Here is a 19,996-nt window from a genome sequence, read left to right on the forward strand (position 1 = left end):
AATGGGGAGAGGTGCTTGGAGGGGGCTGCGGCTCTGGCTAGAATGAACTGCCCAAACGACACTCAAGGATGATTATGCGACTCTCGGTGATAGTGTTTGCCGTTCTGCTCGGGGGCTGCGCCTCCCATTCGGACGATCCGTGCGAGAAGGTGTGGAGCGAGGTGGGGGAGGCCGATGGCAAGCTGGGCTTTACCGCCGAGCGGGTCGAGTTTCATCAGGCCCAGTGCGGCGAGAAGGTGGATGCCGAGCTGTGGAAACAGGGGCATCAGAAGGGACTGGCCTGGTATTGCCGGCCGGAGCACCTCTATCTGGCGGGCCGTTCCGGTGGTGAGTATCGTGGGGTCTGCCCCAATGACGTCCAGGCGCGCCGGCTGTTCGAGCAGGGCCGCCAGGGCTGGACCGATCAATAGCCGGGCTGGCGGTTCAGGCTTCTTTCTCTTTCAACCGCAGCGGCTGACACAGATAACTCTTGTCGTTGGCGCTGCGGGCACACTTGCCGCAGACGAACTTGGGTTTGCGCACGATTTTGCGCAGGGTCTTGAGATCGGCCGGGATCTCGCTGCGACGCCATTCACACAGGGTCTTGTTGCCCATCTCGACTACCTCGACAACTCGGTGGGCCCTAGTGTAATCAATTTTCATTTCTAAAACAGCGAGCGGACCAGGATGATCTCGTGGCCCGCTCGTGGTGACGGGAGATTACTGATAGAGGAACTTGGTAAAGATCAGCTCGCGCACCGCCTTCTTGCCGGTCTCCTTCACCAGCAGCTCGTTGGCCCGGGTCTGGCACTCCTTGCGCAGGTCTTCGCGACTGACCAGCGACTTGATCTGGTCGGCACTCTTGCTGCCCATCAGGCGGATGATGGCGTCACGGATGAGGGGGTCATGCTGCTCCAGCAGCTTGAGGTCGGCCTCGTTCTCGGCCATCAGCTCCACCGTGACCCGGACGTAGCCGAGGGTTTTGCCATCGCTCAGGTAGTTGGTGATGATGTCGGGATCCAGCAGGTGATAGAAGAAACCCGGCTTGGCGGCGGCAGCCGCTTCCCCTTCTGCGGGGGCTTCCCCTCCTTCGGAGGCATAGGCCTGAAGTGCACCGCAGCTTAGCAACAACACCAGCAGAAATTTGAATAGCTTCATAGGGATGGCTCATCAGCAAGAGATACCCCATTTTTGATGTTGCCATCGGGGCCGTCAAGCACGGATGTTCTTACAATTCTCGATTGATTTACGGATAATAAACCGGATTTTAACCTGATAACGGAAATCTCCGGATGGTGAAGCTGTGAAGTCCGAGTTGACTGTTCCCCTTGCCCGGCTCGTGCCCTGGCAGACGCCCGCGCAGTGCGAGCCGCCCGAGGCCTTGCTGCCCTGGTTGCTGGAGGCCGATTCCATGACCCGGCGCCTGCGCCGCCACAATCGTCACTTCTCGGTACAACTGTTTGGCAATCGCAGCGTCGCCCTCGACGCCGACGAGCAGCAGCTGGTGGTCGCCGAGCAGCCCATGGGGCTGTGTCGCGAGGTGATCCTGCACGGCGATCATGGGCCGGCCGTGCTGGGCTGGACCCTGTTTGCCGAAGCCGCCCTGCAAGAGAGCGGTCTGCGCGAGCTGGGTGAGCAACCCCTGGGCGAACGTATCTTCGGTGACGAGCCTGCCCGGCGCGATCACCTGCAACTGGCCTGTTTCGAGATTGCGAGCAATCCCTGGTGTCCGGCCGGCACCGTCTGGGGGCGTCGTTCCCGTCTGTTTCTGGGGCAATGGCCACTGCTGGTCCATGAACTCTTCTTGCCCTCTCTGTCATGCAACAAGGAGCTGGAGTGAATCTGTTAACCAAGGAGCGGGGACTGGCCTACGTGCAGTTGGCCCGCATCGACAAGCCCATCGGTACCCTGCTGCTGCTGTGGCCGACCCTGTGGGCACTGTGGCTGGCGGCTGACGGCCTGCCGGATCTCTGGACCCTGCTGGTGTTCGTGGTGGGGGTTTTTCTGATGCGCTCCGCCGGTTGCGTCATCAACGACTATGCGGATCGCAACTTCGACGGTCACGTGAAGCGCACCGCCGGCCGGCCGCTGCCCATGGGCAAGGTCAAGCCGCGGGAGGTGCTGGCGCTGTTTGCGGTGCTGGCGCTCATCTCGTTCGCCCTGGTGCTGACCATGAACCCGCTCACCATCGGCCTGTCGTTCGCGGCCCTACTGCTGGCGGTCTGCTACCCCTTCATGAAGCGCTACATCCCGATCCCCCAGCTGGTGCTCGGCATGGCCTTCTCCTGGTCGATTCCCATGGCCTATGCTGCTCAGGCCAACGCCTTGCCGGCGGTGGCCTGGCTGGTGTTTCTCGCCAACCTGCTGTGGACCATCGCCTACGACACCCAGTACGCCATGGTGGACCGGGACGACGACCTCAAGCTCGGCCTCAAGTCGAGCGCCATCCTGTTCGGCCGCCACGACAAGCGGATCATCGGCGCGCTGCAGCTGCTGACCCTGCTGATCCTGCTGCTGGTGGGGCAGCTGAGCGAGCTGGGCTCCAGCTACTACTGGTCGCTCTTGGCGGCGGCGGCGCTGTTCGTCTATCAGCAGCGGCTGATCCGTGAGCGGCAGCGGGAGGCCTGCTTCCAGGCGTTTCTCAACAACAACTACGTGGGGGCGCTGATCTTTGCCGGGGTAGTGATCAACTACCTGTAAGCCCGCTCCTGTCATGAAAAAAGGCCGCATGTTGCGGCCTTTTTTATGGTGTCGTGCGAGCGGGGTCAGAGCCGGTTGCCAGCCTGGATGGTGCGGCGGATCTTGGTGCTCAGCAGCGGCACTATGTTGTCTGCCAGCGCCTGGAAGCGGCCCAGATCCGGCTTGCAGCCCGGGTCGAGGTAGCCTTCGCTGCGCAGGGTGTGGATCAGGGTGCTGAACAGCTTTTGGTCGAAGAACTCGGGGGCGTTGATGCCGTGCAGGGTGCCGAGGCGCTCTGCCATCATCAGGCCGTCCGCCTCCAGCTGCTCGGCCTCGATGCGGGGCTGGGCCAGCACCCGGGTCAGCACGATGGCGTAGCGTTGCAGGGTCTCCTGAATGCTCTCCGCCAGCAACAGCAGGCGGGTCTGGTTGACCGGATTGACCCAGAAGCCGCCGTCGCGGGCCTCGATCAGCTGCTGGCGCTGCAGTTCGGCCAGCAGGGCATCGACCAGCTCCGGCAACTCGTCCTCTTCGTAGCGCAGGAACAGCTCGGTCTTGAGCAGCGGGTAGATGTCGATGCAACGGGCAACGATTTCGCTGCGGGAGATCCCCTCGCAGCGCTCGATCAGGGCCGCTACCAGGGAGGGCATGGCGAATAGATGGAGGATGTTGTTGCGGTAGTAGGTCAGCAGGATCGCCTGATAGCGGTCCAGGCTGACGATCTGGCCCAGCTTGTCCTCGCTCACCTCGAACTTGTTGAGCTCCATCGCCTGATCCAGCAGGGTCTTGGCATCCTCGTCCGGGATGGTGCTGTGCGGGCTGTAGGGCACCTGCTTGAGCAGGTCCAGATAGGTGTTGAGCTGGGCTTGCAGTTCGTCGCGGGTCAGGGCATGGCGCTCGGCGGCCAGCAGCGCCAGCGCGCTCAGGGTCAGGCCGTTGACGGCGGCAGCCCCGTTGATGCGGGTCATCAGCAGCTCGGCCAGCTGGTTGACGGTGCCCGCCATCCACTCCGGACGCTCCTCTTCTCCGATGTGCTGTTTCCAGTCGGGTATATGCTCGCTCAGGTAGCTGTTGAGGGTCAGCGGTTCGCCGAAGTTGACGAAGCCCCGGCCGTAGTTGCGCAGCTTGCGCAGGATGCCGAGCACCTGCAGGAAGCTCTCCTTCTCCTTGCGGCTGCCCTTGAGCTCGTTGTGGTAGGTGTTCACCTCCATCACGTGCTCGTAGCCCAGATAGACGGGCACCAGGGTCACCGGTCTGTCCAGCCCGCGCATCATGGCCTGCAGGGTCATCGCCAGCATGCCGGTCTTGGGCGGCAGCAGGCGGCCGGTACGCGAACGCCCGCCCTCGGTGAAGAACTCCACCGAATAACCTTTGGCAAACAGTAGGTTGAGGTATTCCCGGAATACCGTGCTGTAGAGCGGGTTGCCCTTGAAGGTGCGGCGGATGAAGAAGGCGCCGCCGTGGCGGAAGATCGGGCCCGCCGGCCAGAAGTTGAGGTTGATGCCCGCCGCGATGTGGGGCGGCACCATACCCTGGTGGTAGATGACGTAGGAGAGCAGCAGATAGTCCATGTGGCTGCGATGGCAGGGCACATAGACGATCTCGTGCCCTTCCTGGGCCAGCTGGCGCACTTTCTCGGCGCCGTTGACCGAGAGGCCGCGGTAGAGCTTGTTCCACAGCCAGCCGAGGAAGCTTTCGCCGAGCCGGATCAGCCGGTAGGAGAAGTCGGAGGCGATCTCGTCCATGTAGCCGTGGGCCCGTTTCTGGGCTTTCTCCAGGCTGATCCCCTCGCGCTGGGCCTCTTCCTCGATGGCCTGTTGAATGACGTTCGAATCGAGCAGCTGTTTGAACAGCAGGTTGCGGTTGGGCAGCTTGGGGCCGGTGGCGGCCAGCTGCTGGCGGCTGAAGTGGGTACGGGCGACCCGCGCCAGCTTGTGGGCGATGGCCTCGTCGGTGCCGTGCTTGTCCGCCATGTGACGCAGGGAGAGCGGCGGGGAGAAGCGCACCAGGTTCTCGCGTCCCTTGAGGATCACGATGAGCGCCTTCTTGAGGCGGTTTGGTGCCAGGCTGCTGATGATGTTCCAGCCGGAGGCCTCCTCGCCTTCCCGGCCGGGGGCACGGCCCCAGAACAGGGTGACGGGGACCACCTGGATATCCAGCGCCGGATCCTGCTTGTGCAGATCCAGCAGCTGGTGGAACTCCTGCAGGAAGGGCAGCGGCTTGCTGCGCTTGCCGAACAGGGGAGGCGGACGGTCCAGACAGACATAACGGGGCAGCAACTGGCTGTTCAGCTCCAGCGGGGTGAAGGGGCCGGGCAGGCCGAGATCCTCGCAGCACTGTTGCAGGGTCATCAGGTCGGTGATCGAGCTGGTCTTCAGGGCGTAGACGATGGGTCTGGCCGGATCCAGCTTGAGCTCGGTGATGGGATTTTCCGGCAGGCTCTTGTGATTGACCAAGCCGCTGACCGGCCATTGCAAGATGGCTCTGGAAATGTTCTGTCCAAGGGACATGTGCGTCTGCTCTCCAAAAAAATGCGGCGTGAGCATAGCAAATCACCGACTGCTTGTCGCCGAGAGGTACGATGAGTCGGCTGCGCGGGATCAAATCTGCAGCAAATGAGCACCGGGCCGCGACAAATGTCAGCTGCGCCTTGCCTTGGCCACTGCACTGTATATACTGCCAGTGTGCTGTATAAAAAGACAGGTGCCCATGCTATGAAACCCCTTACTCCCCGCCAGGCCGAAGTGCTGGAGTTGATCAAGGCGAACATGAACGAAACCGGCATGCCGCCGACTCGCGCCGAGATAGCCCAGAAGCTTGGTTTCAAGTCGGCCAATGCGGCCGAGGAACATCTGAAGGCCCTGGCCAAAAAGGGGGTCATCGAGATCATGCCGGGCACGTCCCGCGGCATCCGCCTGTTGCTTGAAGAGGAAGAGCCGCTGGAAGAGAGCGGGCTGCCGCTGATTGGCAAGGTGGCCGCTGGCGAGCCCATCCTGGCGCAGGAACATATCGAGAGCCACTACCAGGTGGATCCGGCCCTGTTCCACCCGCGAGCTGACTTCCTGCTGCGGGTACAGGGCATGAGCATGAAGAACATCGGCATTCTGGATGGCGACCTGCTGGCGGTGCACAAGACCCAGGAGGTACGCAACGGCCAAGTGGTGGTGGCGCGGCTCGACGAGGATGTCACCGTCAAGCGCTTCCAGCGCAAAGGCAGCCAGGTGTGGCTGCTGCCGGAGAATGAAGAGCTCTCCCCCATCGAGGTGGATCTCTCCTGCCAGCAGCTCACCATCGAGGGGCTGGCGGTCGGCGTCATTCGCAACGCCGACTGGATGTAATCCCAGCCACGAAACGGCCTCCTGCGGGAGGCCGTTTCGTTTCTGTACTCCTTTCCCCATGATTTCAATCAGATCCTGATACCCGCCATTTTTGTCTGCGGGCGGTGACCGCAGGCGATTCATTTCAGATATATCATTTGGTAAGGCGGACTCGTTGGCTTGAGTCGCCCCGCTGCTCGCCATGACGCGCGTTATCCAGATCGCTGGTAGCAGGAACCCGGAGGGCAGCAGGAAAAAACAACAGCTTCGTGCGGTGTGCAGCTCACACCCTGCAAAGAGGCGCTTGCGGGATAGAAGGGAGAGTGGCCAGGGCGCCGGCAGTCGGCACCGCAGCGGCACACTCGCGCAGTCGACACGCGGCAGTCATCGACTCATTCACCCTAGTGGTGATGGGCGGTGCCGGTTGGCGTGACCTGTTGATCGAGGAGGACAGGTATGGCTTCAAGCTCGCCATGGGATCCGGGTCTGGCATCGCCCGTTTCTTCCATCACCCGTTTCATCAAGGGTAACCGGATGACCCGTTTCTATGCCCTCTGGGTACACCACAAGGGCGCCTGCTGGACCATCTGGCTGGGGTGCCCCAAGGACAAGATTGTCCGGCTGGTGCGCCTGTTTCACAGCCATCATGACGGCGGGCTGGCCGACGCCCCCTGGACCGCCCCCGTCATCCCGCTGCGAGCACAATCCAGACGCCCGCATGAGCGGCGTCGACAACAGCCCTGAGTGTCACCTCTTCTTGTGCAGCCCCACCCCATGGTGGGGCTGCTGTTTTGGGCGGGTTCGGGCCGGCATCACCGGCCCTTGCGTCATCTTCTGACGGAAGTTGGCCAGCGAACGGGCATCCGGTACAAGGGGGTGACCGGTACGGCGCCTGCTGGGTTACAATGGCTCTTCCATTCGGGCCCGGTTGGCGGGTATGTCGAAGTGAAAGGGTCTGTTCTCTTATGGTTAAACCGCGTTACCCCTTGCTGTTTCTGCTGCTGGTCGGGGGCATGATGGCCGGATTTTACTGGAACCAGCCCGCCCTACCCGAGCATGCCGACTACTACCCGGCGGGGCGGGACATCAATCCGTTCGCATTCACCGATCAGGATGGCCAACCCTTTGTCCCTGCCAGCCTGACCGGCCACTGGACTTTCCTGTTCGTCGGCTACACCTTCTGTCCTGACATCTGCCCGACCACCCTGGCGGATCTGCGTGCCGTCTATCCCGAGCTGAAAAAGATCGCTCCAAACAGCCAGGTGGTGTTCATTTCGGCGGATCCGCAGCGGGACGACGTGGCCCGTCTCAAAACCTATACCGCCTTCTTCAACCCGGAGTTCAAGGCGGCGACCGGCCCCCACGACAAGCTGTTCCCGTTCGTGCGCAATCTGGGGCTCATCTACTCCATAGCCGACCAGGGTGAGAAGGATTACCTGATCGACCACTCCGCCTCCATCGTGCTGATCAATCCGGCCGGCAAGCTGGAGGCCGTGTTTCGCCCCCGTCTGAGCGAGGGCAGTGTGCCCAGGGTTGTCATGGCGAGCATGGTGTCGGACTTTGCCAAGATAGTACGGCTGGACGACGCATGATGAGCAACGGACTCCCTCCGACATGCTGATCCCCGTCTGGTGGCGAGATGGGCGGCGCCACCGCGCCGTGTTTGCTCTGGCACTGCCCATGGTGTTTTCCAATGTCACCACCCCGCTGCTGGGGCTGGTGGATACCTGGGTGATCGGTCATCTCGGTCAGGCCTGGTTCCTCGGCGGCGTGTCGGTCGGCGCCACCCTCATCAACCTGCTGTTCTGGCTGCTCGGCTTCTTGCGGATGTCCACCACCGGCCTGACCGCCCAGGCTCACGGCGCCAGCAGCCCGGCCGGCCAGCTCGATACTCTGGCCCGCGCGCTGGGGCTCGCCGTCGGGCTGGGAGTGACGTTGCTGCTGTTGTTGCTGCCGTTGATCCCCACTCTCATTGCGCTCAGCGGTGGATCCGCCGAGGTGCAGCACTATGCCGCCGAGTATGTCTCGGTGCGGGTCTGGAGCGCCCCGGCGGCGCTCTGCAACCTGGTGATCATGGGCTGGCTGCTGGGCATGCAGGATGCGCGTAGCCCCATGTTGCTGCTGATCTTCACCAACCTGGTCAACATGGGGCTCGATGCCTGGTTCGTGCTGGGGCTGGGCTGGCAGGTGAAGGGGGTCGCCGCCGCCTCGCTGCTGGCGGACTACAGCGCGCTCGGGTTGGGGCTCTGGCTGGTGAGCCGTCATCTGTGCCGACTGGCCGCATCGGCGTGGCAGGGGGCCTGGCAGCGCTGGCGTCAGTGGCCCGCGTTGCTGCGGCTGCTGGCCCTGAACCGGGATATCTTCATCCGCTCCCTCTGCCTGCAACTCTGTTTCGCCTTCATGACCCTGCAGGGTGCCAGGCTGGGGGATGTGGCGGTGGCGGCCAATGCGGTGCTGCTCAACTTCCTGATGCTGATCTCCTATGGGCTGGACGGCTTCGCCTACGCGGTGGAGGCCATGGTGGGCCGCGCCATCGGGCGGCGGGATCGGCAGGGGCTGCGGGAGGCAATCGTGCTCAATCTCGGCTGGGCGCTGCTGATTGCCCTGACGTTCAGCCTGCTGTTTGCGGTGGGAGGCAGCCGGCTGATCGCGCACATCACCGATCTGCCGGCGGTGATCGCCGCCGCCAACGTGCAGCTGCCCTGGCTCATCGCCATGCCGCTGCTGGCGGTCTGGTGCTTTCTGCTGGACGGGGTCTTCATCGGGGCGACCCGAGCCAGGGAGATGCGCAACAGCATGCTGGTGGCGGCACTGTGCGGCTTCTTCCCGGTCTGGTGGCTCTGTCAGGGTTGGGGCGTGGCGGCCTTGTGGGCCGCGATGGCGGCCCTGATGGCGGGGCGGGGGCTGACGCTGGGCTGGCTTTGCTGGCAGCTGGAGCGCGATGGCCGGCTGCTGCACTCAGCCCACGGGGTGGGAGAGGCGCAGCAGGCCTCCTCCTGATATCAGCGCCTGCCTGGATCTGTCGGGTTCATTCCTGCAGCGAGCCGGCGTAGCCCAGCTGGCGCCAGCTTTCGTAGACAAACACCGCCACCGCATTGGAGAGGTTCATGCTGCGGCTCTGGGGCAGCATGGGGATGCGCAGCCGCTGCTCGAACGGCAGGCTCTCGATGATCTCGATGGGCAGGCCGCGGCTCTCCGGCCCGAACAGCAGGGCATCGCCTGCGGCAAACTGCACTGCCGAATGGGCGGTGCGCCCCTTGGTGGTACAGGCGAATACCCGCGTCGGTACCACCGCCGCCAGAAAGGCCTCGAAGCTTGGCCAGCGCTTCACCTCGGCAAACTCGTGGTAGTCGAGCCCCGCCCGCTTCACCCGCTTGTCATCCCACTCAAACCCCAGCGGCTCTATCAGGTGCAGTCGATAGCCGGTGTTGGCACAGAGGCGGATGATGTTGCCGGTATTGGGCGGAATTTCCGGTTGGTAGAGCACGATGTCGAGCATGACTGCGTCCTGATGGGGCGAAAAGGGCGCCAGCATACCCAGCGCCCGTACGGATGAAAAGAGCCTGCTCAGCCGATGGGCAGGCGGATGGTGATGGTCAGCCCGGCCGGTTGATTGCTGCTGGCGCGGATGGTGCCGCCGTGGCGCGCAATGGCCTCTGCGGCGATGGCCAGCCCCAGCCCGGTGCCGCCGGTCTTGGCGTTGCGGGCATCGTCCACCCGAAAGAAGGGCAGGAACAGCTGGGCCTGCTGCTCCACCGGCACGCCGGGACCGTCGTCGCGGATGGTCATCACCCACTCCAGTCCCTCCCGATACCAGTCCACCTTGATGAACTCGCGGGCGTATTTGAGCGCGTTGCGCAGCGGATTCTCCAGTGCCCGGGCCAGCAGATCGGGCCACATCCGCAGCGATTCAGCCGGCAGCGGTGGCAGCCGGAGCTGCTTGCCACTCTGGTTGGCTTCGAACATGGCGTCGTCCAGGATGGGCTCCAGCAGCTCGGCCAACGGCATCACCACCGGCGCTTCCACATGCTGCTGTACCCGTGACAGATCGAGCAGGTCGCCGATCAGCTTGTCGAGCCGGCCGATCTCCGATTCGATCCGCGCCAGCTCGTTGCTGTCCCCCTGTTTGCGGCGGATCAGCGCCTGCGCCAGCTGGATGCGGGTGAGCGGGCTGCGCAGCTCGTGGGAGATGTCGGAGAGCAGCTGCTTCTGCTTCTGGATCATGTTCTTGAGGGTATCGACCATGTGGCTGACGTGATCCGCCAGCTGGCCGATCTCGTCCCGCCGCCCCAGGTTGGGGATCTGTGCCTCCAGATTGCCCTCCGCCAGCTGGGAGACCGACTGCTGCAGCTGCAGGATGGGGCGGGTCAGTCGCCAGGCCAGCAGCAGACAGAGCGGGGTGCTGACCAGCATGGCGATGCCGAGGATCTGGATCGGGTGATCCAGGATCTGGATGAACAGGAACAGATAGGAGTTCTCGACGTTGAGGCCGAAGTAGATGTGGTAGATCTGGCCGTGATGCGTCATCTGGAAGGGGCCGGCGATGGCCCGCTTGTGCTCGCTGCCCAGCATGGGCTTGGCCGGGTTGTCCGAGTCGAGCATGAAACGGATCACGAACTTGCTCAGGCGGGTGCTGGACTGCATCTGCCCCTTGGCATCGCGCAGATAGATGTTGTCGACCGGCAGCAGGCCGGCGGCATCGATGGCCTGGGCCAGATCGAAATCCTGATTGGGGTCGGCCCCCTTCTGCAGTGCCTTCAGGTTGTTGTTGAGGCGGGTGATCTCGTGGGCCGGCAGCGGAATGATGTTGCGGGGATCCAGGGTTGGCAGGATCACCACGGCGGCCACCACCAGCAACAGCATGAACCAGAACCAGAGGAAGATCTGGGTGGAGAGACCGTTGAAGGTGCGGGCGGTTCTCATGCCTGTTCCAGCCACAGATAGCCTCTGCCGCGCACCGTCTTGAAGCGGGGCTGGCCATCGGTACGTTCAGGCAGCTTCTTGCGCAGGTTGCTCAGGTGCATGTCGATGGCGCGATCGAAGGGCTCGAGCTTCTTGCCGAGTACCAGCTCGGAGAGCTGGCTCTTGCTGACGATCTGGCCCGGGTTGCGCAGCAGGCACTCCAGCAGGCCGAATTCGGTGGCGGTCAGCTCCAGCAGTTCGCCGTGGCAGCTGGCCTGCTGCAGGCCGGGTTGCAGCACCAGATCCATGAAGCGCACCTCTTCCGAGCTGCCGCCGCGCTGGGGCGGGGTGCTCTGGGTACGGCGCAGGATGGCGCGTACCCGGGCCAGCAGCTCCCGATCGTCGAACGGCTTGGCGAGGTAGTCGTCAGCCCCGGCCTCGAGCCCGTTGACCCGGTCCTGGCTGTCGCCACGGGCGGTCAGCATCAGCACCGGGGTATCGTGGGTCTTGCGCAGTCGGGCCAGCATGGCGAAGCCGTTGAGCTTGGGCATCATCACGTCCAGCAGCACCAGGTTGAAGTGCTGTTCAGCCAGCCGTTGCAAGCCCTCTTCGCCATCTTCGGCGACGGTCACCTGGAAGCCTTCTAGGGTCAGAATTTCGGTGAGCAACTGGGTCAGCTCGAGATCGTCGTCGACCAGGAGTATTTTGTGCATCTGAAGTCATTCCGCTGATTTTTCGCGCCAATCCGGCGTCGGGGTCAGGGTATAATAGATTTTTAACCGCAAGAGGAAAGCCGGTTTTGAGCCATCAACAATATTCCCGCTGGGTGACGCTGGCCAGCATGGCCGCCGTCACGACCGCCACCCTGCTGATCACCGGCAAGCTGATCGCCTGGCTGATGACCGACTCCTCGAGCCTGCTGGCCTCCCTCACCGACTCCTTCATGGACGTGAGCGCCTCCATCATCAACCTGCTGGCGATCCGCTATGCCCTGTCACCGGCCGACGACGAACACCGCTTCGGCCACGGCAAGGCGGAGTCGCTGGCCGGGCTGATCCAGGCGGCCTTTATCTCCGGTTCCGCGCTGCTGCTGGTGATGCACGGTATCTCCTCCCTGCTCAAGCAGGCGCCGCTGGAGCGGCTTGAGGCAGGTCTGTGGGTCAGCGGTGGCTCCATCGTGCTGACCCTGCTGCTGGTCAGCTTCCAGAGCCTGGTGATCCGCAAGACCAACAGCGTGGCCATCAAGGCCGACATGCTGCACTACCGCTCCGACCTGCTGCTCAACGGCGGCGTGCTGCTGGCACTGGTGCTGGCGGGGCAGGGTTGGTACTGGGCAGACGGCCTGTTTGCCATCCTGATCGGGCTGTTCCTGCTGTGGGGAGCGCTGCACATCGGCTATGAATCGGTGCAGGCGCTGCTCGATCGTCAGTTGCCAGCCGAGGAACAAGCGAGAATAATGGCCCTCTGCTGTGACGTCGAAGGTGTACACGGGGTGCATGATCTGCGCACCCGCCAATCCGGTCCGACCCGTTTCGTGCAGTTGCATCTGGAACTGGACGATCAGCTCCCTCTGGTCAAGGCCCATCAGATTGCCGATGAAGCCGAACTGGCGGTTCGTCAGGCGTTCGAGCGCATGGATGTCATCATTCATATGGACCCCATCTCCGTGGTGCACAAGGAACAGCAAGGCACTCCCTCAGAACAACAGTAGGCTGCAACATGGATGATCTGGTTGCCAGAACCTGGCAAAAAATTCAGCAAGAAGCGGCGAGCATGGCGACCGAAGAGCCCATGCTGGCCAGCTTCTTCCACTCCACCATTCTCAATCACAAGAACCTGCGTTCGGCCCTCAGCTTCCAGCTGGCCAACAAGCTCGACAGCGCCACCATGCCCGCCATCGCCCTGCGCGAGGTGATCGAGCTGGCCCTGCGCAGTGAGCCCGAGCTGCTGGCCGCAGTGGCCGCCGACATCTGCGCGGTGCAGGATCGCGACCCGGCGGTCGACCTCTTCTCCACCCCGCTGCTCTACCTCAAGGGATTCCATGCCCTGCAGGGGTATCGGGTGGCCAACTGGTTGTGGCGTCAGGGACGCCGTGCCCTGGCGCTCTATCTGCAAAACCAGATCTCGGTGGTATTCGGAGTGGACGTGCACCCGGCCGCCCGCATCGGCAAGGGCATCATGTTTGACCATGCCACCGGTATCGTGGTGGGCGAGACGGCGGTGATCGAGGACGATGTCTCCATCCTGCAGAGCGTTACCCTGGGCGGTACCGGCAAGGAGAGTGGCGATCGTCACCCCAAGATCCGGGAAGGGGTGATGATCGGGGCGGGCGCCAAGGTGCTCGGCAATATCGAGGTGGGCATGGGAGCCAAGATCGGCGCCGGCAGCGTGGTTATCAACCCGGTGCCACCGCACACCACGGTGGCGGGCGTACCCGCCAAGATCGTGGGGCGTCCGGAGTGCGACAAGCCTTCGCTGGACATGGATCAGTGTCTCTGATCCCCTGACCGAGGTGCATCGATGGCCAAGCGCTGGTCGGGTTATCTGATCTTGGGGATGTGGCTGCTCAATCTGCTGCACCTCTATCTGGGATTTTCCCCCTGGCCGGCGGCCATCGCGGCCTGGGGGGCCTCGCTGCTCACTTGGCCCTGGCTGGTGGGGGCGGCACGGCGCCAGGCGCTGGCCCTGTACGGGGCGGCGCTGGCACTGCTGATCTTCTCCTGCTGGCAGGGGGCAAGCCTCACAGCCGGTGACTGGCTACTGCCCAACATCAACATGCTCACCATGTTTGCGGCGGTGAGCACCCTCAATCTCGCCACCTCGGGTCTCTTGACCGGCACCACCTCATGGCAAGGGCGCAAGGGGCTGTGGAGCACCATGGCCAGCCTCAACCTGCTGGGGGCCGTCATCAACCTCTCGGTGCTGTTCATCATCGGCGATCGGCTGGAACGGGGCGGCACCCTGGAGCGGCGTCAGGTGCTGGTGCTGAGCCGGATCTTCTGTGCGGCGGCCTTTTGGTCCCCCTTCTTCGTGGCCATGGCGGTGGCGCTCACGTATGCGCCCGGCCTGCAGCTGTCGCGCATCCTGCCGTTCGGGTTGGTGGCGACCCTGCTGGCGATGGGGCTGACCGCCTGGCAGGTGGAACGGCTGGGGGTGGCGGGCTTTGCCGGCTATCCACTGCGGCTGCAGACTCTGGGATTGCCGGTGGCACTGGCGCTGCTGGTGCTGCTGATCAAGCAGATCTGGCCGGATCTCGGCATCCTGGCGGTGATCGCCCTGGTGGCGCCACTGCTGGCCTTTGCCTTCATGCCGAGTGCGGGGCGTGGCCCGGCCCTCAAGCGGCAGGTGGTGGAACGCTTCCCTGCCATCGGTGGCCAACTGGTGCTGTTTCTGGGGGCGGGCCTGCTGGCCGCCGGCATCAACAGTGCGCTGTCGGTGCTCGAGCTGGGTGGCGGCCACGGCTTGCCCTTCTTTCATCATTTCGGCTGGCTGGAGTCTTCGCTCACTTTGTTGTTGATCCTGCTGGTGGCCATCGTCGGGGTGCACCCGCTCATCAGCATCTCAGGATTGGCGCCGCTGTTGTGGCCGCTTTCGCCGGACCCCAGCCTGCTCGGTATGTGCTTCCTGCTGGGTTGGGGGCTGGCTACCGGTACCAGTCCGCTCTCCGGCTCCAACCTGGCGCTGGCCTCCCGCTACAACCTGAGTGCCGGGGCGATTCTGCGCGGCAACCTGCTCTACGGCCTGCTGATGTACGGGGTCGCCTGTCTGCTGCTGGGGGCCTATATCGCCCTGCACGCCTGATGATGCGGGCTTTCGAGGGCGGTTGCGCAGGGGCTAGGTGGCGACTTGTGCGGGGCCGGCCGTGGCCCGGGCGCAGGATGCGAGAAAAATAGACGCATATTTAGGCAATACATCCATGGAAGGCGCATTTTACAGCGCACCGGCTTGTTTGTGCCGATAGGCTCGGGGTATGCTGGCTTCACGCGCTTGAATCGCCCTCTGTGGGGCATCGCAATTGAACATACAGGTATGCATATGTCACTAGAAGTCCTTGAGCAACTCGAATCCAAAGTACAATCCGCTGTCGACAACATCTCCTTGCTGAAGATGGAGCTGGACGAGCTGAAAGAGCAGAACAACAAGCTGCAAGACGAGAACCATCAGCTGCGCAACGAGCACGTCGCCTGGCAAGAGCGTCTGCGTGCCCTGCTGGGCAAGATGGACCAGATGGGCGAAAGCATCTGAGTCGTCGCCATCCGCGAGAATTGAAAACGGGCCGCTCCATGAGCGGCCCGTTTGTTTGGGTCAGTCTGGCAATCAGAGTGCCAGCAGCTGTTTGACGGTCTTCTCGATGCCGTCCGCCGCTTCCACTATGTTGTTGGCCAGCATGTAGGCGGGGGTGGAGATCACCTTGCGCTCCTGATCCACTACGAACTCGTTGACCGGGCAGTTGAGGTGGCTGCCCCCCATCGCCTCGATGGCGTTGGCGGTACCCTCGTCGTGGCCTATGGTGGCCAGGGTGCCGGCGCCATAGATGAGCGGGATCATGGCCGGTGCGATACAGATGTAGGCGGCCGGCTTGCCGGCCTTGGCGAAGCTCTGGCACGCCTTCAATACATCCGGCTGGATTTGGCACTCAGCCCCCTTGATGGCGAAGTCGCACAGGTTCTTGGCGGCGCCAAAGCCACCCGGCACCAGCAGGGCATCGTAGTCGGCCGCATCCAGCTCGGCCACGTCCCTGATCTGGCCGCGGCAGAGGCGGGCCGCTTCAACCAGCACGTTGCGGCGCTCGCCTTCACTCACTTCCCCGGTCAAGTGGTTGATGACATGGAGCTGTGGAACATTGGGAGCGAAGCACTGGACTGCTGCGCCCTGCCTGGCCAGCGCCAGCAGACTGATGACAGCCTCGTGGATTTCGGCCCCGTCAAAGACGCCACAGCCACTCAAAATCACGGCCACTTTTTTCATGACAGACTCCTCGTTGTTGAAAATGTGAGCCAGAATGGATTGTTGTACTTTTGTATGGTTATCGTTCGTCCTCAGCTGGTCAAGTCATCTTGCTGTGCTAGGATTGTTTCGTTTTGGATCCTGCCGTACTTACTCCCTTAAATTTTTTCCACATTGATCGAGATCATTTAAGTCGTCTCGCGATCGGTTTTTATATGTGCAACCAATTGTTATTTATTGGTTTTTATATTTTTGTGCACAGTTTTATCACTGTGGTTCATACTGCCCCCCATTTTTGAGCACAGAGTTATCCACAGATTGATGGCCTGTGAGGATTCGCCGGCAGGGTCTTTGCCCCCCTTGGTGTGAGGGGGGCCCTGTGGCATCCTAGCGGCTGTTTATCTCTGGCAGGACGATTTCATGGCCCCTAGCAACCCCCTTATTCTGGTCGACGGCTCTTCATATCTTTACCGCGCCTTCTTTGCCTCCCAGCAGGCCGATCTGCGCACCTCGACCGGTTTGCCGAGCGGCGCCGTCCGTGTCATGGCCAACATGATGCGCAGCCTGCGCAAGCAGTACCCCGACTGCCACGTGGCCGTGGTGTTCGATGCCAAGGGCAAGACCTTCCGCGACGACATCTATCCCGAATACAAGGCCAACCGAGCCAGCATGCCGGACGATCTGCGCAGCCAGGTTGCCCCCATCCACCAGATGATCAAGGCGATGGGTTTCCCCTTCCTGATGGTGGAGGGAGTGGAGGCCGACGACGTGATCGGTACTCTGGCCCGTCAGGCGACCGAGAAGCAGCTGCCGGTGCTGATCAGTACCGGCGACAAGGACATGGCGCAGCTGGTCTCCGACCATGTCACCCTGATCGACACCATGAAAGATGTGAAGACCGATCGGGAAGGGGTGATCGAGAAGTTCGGCGTACCGCCCGAGCTCATCATCGACTACCTGGCCCTGATGGGGGACAAAGTCGACAACATCCCCGGCATGACCGGTGTCGGCGAGAAGACCGCACTGGCCCTACTGCAGGGGATCGGCAGCATCGACGAGATCGCCGCCAACCTCGACAAAGTGGCTGCGCTCGGCTTCCGTGGCTCCAAGGCGTTCGCCGACAAGTTCCGCGAGCAGGAGGAGCAGGTGCGCCTCTCCTACGTGCTGGCTACCATCAAGACCGACGTGGCGCTGGAGCAGAGCCTGGAAGAACTGCAGCTCGGCCCTATCGACAAGGAGGCTCTGCTGGCGGTCTACCGTGAGTACGAGCTGCGCAACCTGATCAAAGAGTTGGAGTCCGGCGGCGCTGAGGAGAGTGACGCCGAGGGTGATGATGAAGGTGTCGCCCCGGTATCCGCCATCGAAACCGACTATCGCTGCATCCTGGATGAGGCCGAATTCGATGAGTGGCTGACCCGTCTGCAGGCGGCGCCGCTGTTTGCCTTCGATACCGAGACCACCAGTCTCGACTATATGGAAGCGCGCGTTGTTGGCGTCTCCTTTGCCATCGAGCCGGGCAAGGCGGCCTACGTGCCTTTCGGCCACGATTATCTGGGGGCGCCGGTACAGCTGACCGAAGCCGTGGTACTGGGCAAGCTCAAACCGCTGCTGGAAGATCCGGCCCGTCTCAAGGTGGGGCAGAACCTCAAGTACGATCGCAACGTGCTGCTCAATCACGGTATCGAGCTGCAGGGCATCGCCTATGACACCATGCTCGAGTCCTATGTACTCAACTCCACCGCCAGTCGTCACGACATGGATTCGCTGGCCCGCAGGTATCTGAACGTCGAGACCATCTCGTTCGAGGACATTGCTGGCAAGGGGGTCAAGCAGCTCACCTTCAACCAGATCGAACTGGAGCAGGCGGCCCCTTATGCGGCGGAAGATGCCGACATCACCCTGCGTCTGCATCAGACGCTGTGGGGCAAGCTCTCTGCCGAGCCGGGCCTTGCCAAGGTGTTCAGCGAGATCGAACTGCCGCTGCTACCGGTGCTGGCGCGGATGGAGCGGCTCGGTACCACCATCGAGCCCAAGCTGCTGCACCAGCAGAGCCAGGAGATCGAAGTGCGTCTGGCAGAGCTGGAGAAGCAGGCTCACGAGCTGGCCGGGCAGGAGTTCAACCTCTCCTCGCCCAAGCAGCTGGGGGAGATCCTCTTCACCAAGCTGGGGCTGCCGATCATCAAAAAGACCCCCAAGGGAGCGCCATCCACTGCGGAAGAGGTACTGGCCGAGCTGGCGGAGACCTATGAGCTGCCGCAACTGCTGATGGAGCACCGTGGGCTGGCCAAGCTCAAGTCCACCTACACCGACAAGCTGCCGCTGATGATCAAGCCGCAGACCGGGCGGGTGCACACCTCCTATCATCAGGCGGTGGCGGCGACCGGTCGGCTCTCGTCCACCGATCCCAACCTGCAGAACATCCCGGTACGCAACGAACAGGGGCGCCGCATCCGGCAGGCCTTCATCCCGTGCGCCGGTTACAAGCTGGTGGCGGCGGACTACTCCCAGATCGAGTTACGCATCATGGCGCACCTCTCCGGTGACAAGGGGTTGCTGACTGCCTTCGCCGAGGGCAAGGACATCCACAAGGCGACCGCCGCGGAGGTGTTCGGGGTTGCGCTCGAGGCGGTGACCAGCGACATGCGCCGCAGTGCCAAGGCGATCAACTTCGGCCTCATCTATGGCATGAGTGCCTTCGGTCTGGCCAAGCAGCTGGGGATCGGCCGCGCCGAAGCGCAGAAGTACATGGATCTCTACTTCGAACGCTACCCGGGCGTGCTGGAGTATATGGAGCGTACCCGCCAGCAGGCGGATGCCCAGGGTTACGTCGAGACTTTGTTTGGCCGTCGCCTCTATCTGCCGGATATCAAGTCCCGCAACGCCGGTCTGCGCAAGGCGGCAGAACGGGCCGCCATCAACGCACCCATGCAGGGTACGGCCGCCGACATCATCAAGCGCGCCATGATCAACGTGGATGGCTGGATCCGTGGGATTGAAGACCAGTCGATCCGCATGCTGATGCAGGTGCACGATGAACTGGTGTTCGAGATCCGTGAAGAGAAGCTGGAAGAATACATCGCCATCATCAAGGAGAAGATGTCAGCCGCAGCCGAGCTGCATGTGCCGCTGGTGGTGGAAGCCGGTACCGGCGACAACTGGGATCAGGCCCACTGACCCCGTTTGACAGTCATATAGCTATATAAGAAGAGAAGCCCGGCATCATGCCGGGCTTCCTGTTTGTGGTGGCGGGGTGTCAGGCTTCTTGCAGATACTCGTCCTTGAGCAGTACATAGTTGTCGGCCGAGGTCTTGAGGAAGGCAATCTCGGCCGGCTTGAGGGCGCGGGCCTGCTGGACCGGATTGCCCATATAAAGAAAGCCGGCCTCGAGCCGCTTGCCTGGCGGTACCAGGCTGCCCGCCCCGATCATCACATCGTCTTCAACGATCACCCCATCCAGCAGGATGGCACCCATGCCGACCAGCACCCGGTCGCCGATGGTGCATCCGTGCAGCATGGCTTTATGACCGACCGTGACATCCTCACCGATCAGCAGTGGATAGCCGCCTGGGTTGCTGGCGCTCTTGCGGGTCAGGTGCAATACGGTGCCGTCCTGAATATTGGTGCGCGCCCCGATGCGGATATGGTTCACATCCCCCCGCGCCGCCACCATGGGCCAGATGCTGGCATCGTCGCCCAGCTGGATATCCCCCACCAGGGTGGCGCAGGGATCCACATATACCCGTTTGCCCAATTGCGGGCGTTTTCCTTTGTAAGGTCTTAGTCGCAAGTCCATCTCGGCCTCCTTGTTTTCGGCCATTCTAGCAATTCGAGACCGGTTTCTGTGGATAAGTTTGTATAAAAGCTGTGCTTGGATATGAATAACTAAAAAAGTGCGCTTTTTTGCAATTTTATTGCCGATGAGGGGTTGCCAGAAAGAATCCGTTCCCTATAATGCGCCTCCATCGACACGGCAAGCGGCAACGCAAACAACCGAGTCGGTAGCCTCGAAAAGCCTTTGCAAATAAGGCTTGACTCGAGAAGGCGGTTGAGTAGAATGCCACTCCCGCAGCAGCCAAAAGCTGCGTCGCTCTTTAACAATTTGAATCAAGCAATCTGTGTGGGCACTCACAGCATCGAGCATCAAAAACAATTTTTGATATCAATGTCTGATG

Annotated in this window: 20 protein-coding genes; 12 read left to right on the forward strand and 8 right to left on the reverse strand. The window is 62.4% G+C overall.

Features of this window, described 5'->3' with window-relative positions; translation table 11 throughout:
• Positions 1-68 precede the first annotated feature (68 nt).
• Positions 69-410: a DUF2799 domain-containing protein gene (locus AACQ43_RS21900; protein WP_011704195.1), complete on the forward strand. Its 342-nt coding sequence runs from the start codon at positions 69-71 to the stop codon at positions 408-410.
• A gap of 13 nt (positions 411-423) precedes the next feature.
• Here the strand turns inward: AACQ43_RS21900 and AACQ43_RS21905 are convergent, their stop codons facing one another.
• Both AACQ43_RS21905 and AACQ43_RS21910 read right to left on the reverse strand, forming a co-directional pair.
• On the reverse strand, positions 424-594 hold the full coding sequence (locus tag AACQ43_RS21905) for a hypothetical protein (RefSeq protein ID WP_005307551.1): 171 nt from the start codon (positions 592-594) through the stop codon (positions 424-426).
• A 105-nt stretch (positions 595-699) separates the two neighbouring features.
• Positions 700-1,137: a flagellar basal body-associated FliL family protein gene (locus AACQ43_RS21910; RefSeq protein ID WP_045528613.1), complete on the reverse strand. Its 438-nt coding sequence runs from the start codon at positions 1,135-1,137 to the stop codon at positions 700-702.
• 145 nt (positions 1,138-1,282) lie between these two features.
• Between AACQ43_RS21910 and AACQ43_RS21915 the strand changes: the two genes are divergently transcribed.
• Complete coding sequence (locus AACQ43_RS21915) at positions 1,283-1,819, forward strand: chorismate--pyruvate lyase family protein (protein ID WP_011704198.1); 537 nt, start codon at positions 1,283-1,285, stop codon at positions 1,817-1,819.
• Entirely contained in the window at positions 1,816-2,679 is an 864-nt protein-coding gene (gene ubiA, locus AACQ43_RS21920; protein ID WP_011704199.1) for a 4-hydroxybenzoate octaprenyltransferase, read from the forward strand. Before AACQ43_RS21915 ends, ubiA begins: the two co-directional genes overlap by 4 nt.
• 65 nt (positions 2,680-2,744) lie before the next feature.
• Here the strand turns inward: ubiA and plsB are convergent, their stop codons facing one another.
• A complete protein-coding gene (gene plsB / locus AACQ43_RS21925) occupies positions 2,745-5,168 on the reverse strand; it encodes a glycerol-3-phosphate 1-O-acyltransferase PlsB (protein WP_168968689.1) in 2,424 nt (807 codons plus the stop codon).
• A gap of 204 nt (positions 5,169-5,372) precedes the next feature.
• On the opposite strand from plsB, the gene lexA reads away from it, so the two are divergent.
• The 4 genes from lexA (at position 5,373) to dinF (ending at position 8,975) form a co-directional block, all read left to right on the forward strand.
• Positions 5,373-5,996: a transcriptional repressor LexA gene (gene lexA, locus AACQ43_RS21930; protein WP_011704201.1), complete on the forward strand. Its 624-nt coding sequence runs from the start codon at positions 5,373-5,375 to the stop codon at positions 5,994-5,996.
• Positions 5,997-6,431: 435 nt separating this feature from the next.
• Entirely contained in the window at positions 6,432-6,719 is a 288-nt protein-coding gene (locus AACQ43_RS21935) for a hypothetical protein (RefSeq protein ID WP_011704202.1), read from the forward strand.
• A gap of 221 nt (positions 6,720-6,940) precedes the next feature.
• On the forward strand, positions 6,941-7,567 hold the full coding sequence (locus AACQ43_RS21940; RefSeq protein WP_026080493.1) for an SCO family protein: 627 nt from the start codon (positions 6,941-6,943) through the stop codon (positions 7,565-7,567).
• A 22-nt stretch (positions 7,568-7,589) separates the two neighbouring features.
• Positions 7,590-8,975, forward strand: coding sequence for an MATE family efflux transporter DinF (gene dinF, locus AACQ43_RS21945; RefSeq protein ID WP_168968690.1), 1,386 nt, complete (start codon positions 7,590-7,592; stop codon positions 8,973-8,975).
• A 28-nt stretch (positions 8,976-9,003) separates the two neighbouring features.
• Here the strand turns inward: dinF and trmL are convergent, their stop codons facing one another.
• The 3 genes from trmL to AACQ43_RS21960 form a co-directional block, all read right to left on the reverse strand.
• The gene (trmL, locus tag AACQ43_RS21950) at positions 9,004-9,474 is read right to left on the reverse strand and encodes a tRNA (uridine(34)/cytosine(34)/5-carboxymethylaminomethyluridine(34)-2'-O)-methyltransferase TrmL (protein WP_168968691.1); all 471 of its coding nucleotides are present in this window, start codon (positions 9,472-9,474) and stop codon (positions 9,004-9,006) included.
• A gap of 68 nt (positions 9,475-9,542) precedes the next feature.
• Entirely contained in the window at positions 9,543-10,898 is a 1,356-nt protein-coding gene (locus tag AACQ43_RS21955) for an ATP-binding protein (protein WP_041216375.1), read from the reverse strand.
• Positions 10,895-11,590 carry a response regulator gene (locus tag AACQ43_RS21960; protein WP_045790907.1) on the reverse strand — a complete coding sequence of 232 codons (696 nt, stop codon included), beginning with the start codon at positions 11,588-11,590 and terminating at the stop codon, positions 10,895-10,897. Before AACQ43_RS21960 ends, AACQ43_RS21955 begins: the two co-directional genes overlap by 4 nt.
• 86 nt (positions 11,591-11,676) lie before the next feature.
• On the opposite strand from AACQ43_RS21960, the gene fieF reads away from it, so the two are divergent.
• From fieF to AACQ43_RS21980, 4 genes are all read left to right on the forward strand, one after another.
• Positions 11,677-12,588: a cation efflux pump FieF gene (gene fieF / locus AACQ43_RS21965; protein ID WP_016349026.1), complete on the forward strand. Its 912-nt coding sequence runs from the start codon at positions 11,677-11,679 to the stop codon at positions 12,586-12,588.
• An 8-nt stretch (positions 12,589-12,596) separates the two neighbouring features.
• Entirely contained in the window at positions 12,597-13,376 is a 780-nt protein-coding gene (cysE, locus tag AACQ43_RS21970) for a serine O-acetyltransferase (protein WP_049046515.1), read from the forward strand.
• 21 nt (positions 13,377-13,397) lie between these two features.
• On the forward strand, positions 13,398-14,678 hold the full coding sequence (locus tag AACQ43_RS21975) for a hypothetical protein (RefSeq protein WP_168968692.1): 1,281 nt from the start codon (positions 13,398-13,400) through the stop codon (positions 14,676-14,678).
• Between the two features lie 234 nt (positions 14,679-14,912).
• On the forward strand, positions 14,913-15,122 hold the full coding sequence (locus AACQ43_RS21980) for a cell division protein ZapB (RefSeq protein WP_016349028.1): 210 nt from the start codon (positions 14,913-14,915) through the stop codon (positions 15,120-15,122).
• A 72-nt stretch (positions 15,123-15,194) separates the two neighbouring features.
• On the opposite strand, the gene elbB is transcribed toward AACQ43_RS21980, so the two are convergent.
• A complete protein-coding gene (elbB, locus tag AACQ43_RS21985) occupies positions 15,195-15,845 on the reverse strand; it encodes an isoprenoid biosynthesis glyoxalase ElbB (RefSeq protein WP_029302630.1) in 651 nt (216 codons plus the stop codon).
• 399 nt (positions 15,846-16,244) lie between these two features.
• Between elbB and polA the strand changes: the two genes are divergently transcribed.
• The gene (gene polA, locus AACQ43_RS21990; protein WP_168968693.1) at positions 16,245-18,998 is read left to right on the forward strand and encodes a DNA polymerase I; all 2,754 of its coding nucleotides are present in this window, start codon (positions 16,245-16,247) and stop codon (positions 18,996-18,998) included.
• 79 nt (positions 18,999-19,077) lie between these two features.
• On the opposite strand, the gene AACQ43_RS21995 is transcribed toward polA, so the two are convergent.
• On the reverse strand, positions 19,078-19,617 hold the full coding sequence (locus tag AACQ43_RS21995) for a gamma carbonic anhydrase family protein (protein ID WP_168968694.1): 540 nt from the start codon (positions 19,615-19,617) through the stop codon (positions 19,078-19,080).
• Positions 19,618-19,996: the final 379 nt, after the last annotated feature.

The organism is Aeromonas sp. DNRA1, assembly GCF_963888745.1.
GTDB classification, from domain to species: domain Bacteria; phylum Pseudomonadota; class Gammaproteobacteria; order Enterobacterales; family Aeromonadaceae; genus Aeromonas; species Aeromonas hydrophila.

Bases quoted from the DNA above. Each gene is read 5' to 3' on its own strand.
- AACQ43_RS21905 (WP_005307551.1), bottom strand. From the start codon at position 594: ATGGGCAACAAGACCCTGTGTGAATGGCGTCGCAGCGAGATCCCGGCC.
- cysE (WP_049046515.1), top strand. From the start codon at position 12,597: ATGGATGATCTGGTTGCCAGAACCTGGCAAAAAATTCAGCAAGAAGCG.
- AACQ43_RS21940 (WP_026080493.1), top strand. From the start codon at position 6,941: ATGGTTAAACCGCGTTACCCCTTGCTGTTTCTGCTGCTGGTCGGGGGC.
- elbB (WP_029302630.1), bottom strand. From the start codon at position 15,845: ATGAAAAAAGTGGCCGTGATTTTGAGTGGCTGTGGCGTCTTTGACGGG.
- dinF (WP_168968690.1), top strand. From the start codon at position 7,590: ATGCTGATCCCCGTCTGGTGGCGAGATGGGCGGCGCCACCGCGCCGTG.
- AACQ43_RS21975 (WP_168968692.1), top strand. From the start codon at position 13,398: ATGGCCAAGCGCTGGTCGGGTTATCTGATCTTGGGGATGTGGCTGCTC.
- AACQ43_RS21910 (WP_045528613.1), bottom strand. From the start codon at position 1,137: ATGAAGCTATTCAAATTTCTGCTGGTGTTGTTGCTAAGCTGCGGTGCA.
- AACQ43_RS21980 (WP_016349028.1), top strand. From the start codon at position 14,913: ATGTCACTAGAAGTCCTTGAGCAACTCGAATCCAAAGTACAATCCGCT.
- trmL (WP_168968691.1), bottom strand. From the start codon at position 9,474: ATGCTCGACATCGTGCTCTACCAACCGGAAATTCCGCCCAATACCGGC.
- plsB (WP_168968689.1), bottom strand. From the start codon at position 5,168: ATGTCCCTTGGACAGAACATTTCCAGAGCCATCTTGCAATGGCCGGTC.
- polA (WP_168968693.1), top strand. From the start codon at position 16,245: ATGGCCCCTAGCAACCCCCTTATTCTGGTCGACGGCTCTTCATATCTT.
- AACQ43_RS21900 (WP_011704195.1), top strand. From the start codon at position 69: ATGATTATGCGACTCTCGGTGATAGTGTTTGCCGTTCTGCTCGGGGGC.
- AACQ43_RS21960 (WP_045790907.1), bottom strand. From the start codon at position 11,590: ATGCACAAAATACTCCTGGTCGACGACGATCTCGAGCTGACCCAGTTG.
- AACQ43_RS21955 (WP_041216375.1), bottom strand. From the start codon at position 10,898: ATGAGAACCGCCCGCACCTTCAACGGTCTCTCCACCCAGATCTTCCTC.
- lexA (WP_011704201.1), top strand. From the start codon at position 5,373: ATGAAACCCCTTACTCCCCGCCAGGCCGAAGTGCTGGAGTTGATCAAG.
- AACQ43_RS21935 (WP_011704202.1), top strand. From the start codon at position 6,432: ATGGCTTCAAGCTCGCCATGGGATCCGGGTCTGGCATCGCCCGTTTCT.
- AACQ43_RS21995 (WP_168968694.1), bottom strand. From the start codon at position 19,617: ATGGACTTGCGACTAAGACCTTACAAAGGAAAACGCCCGCAATTGGGC.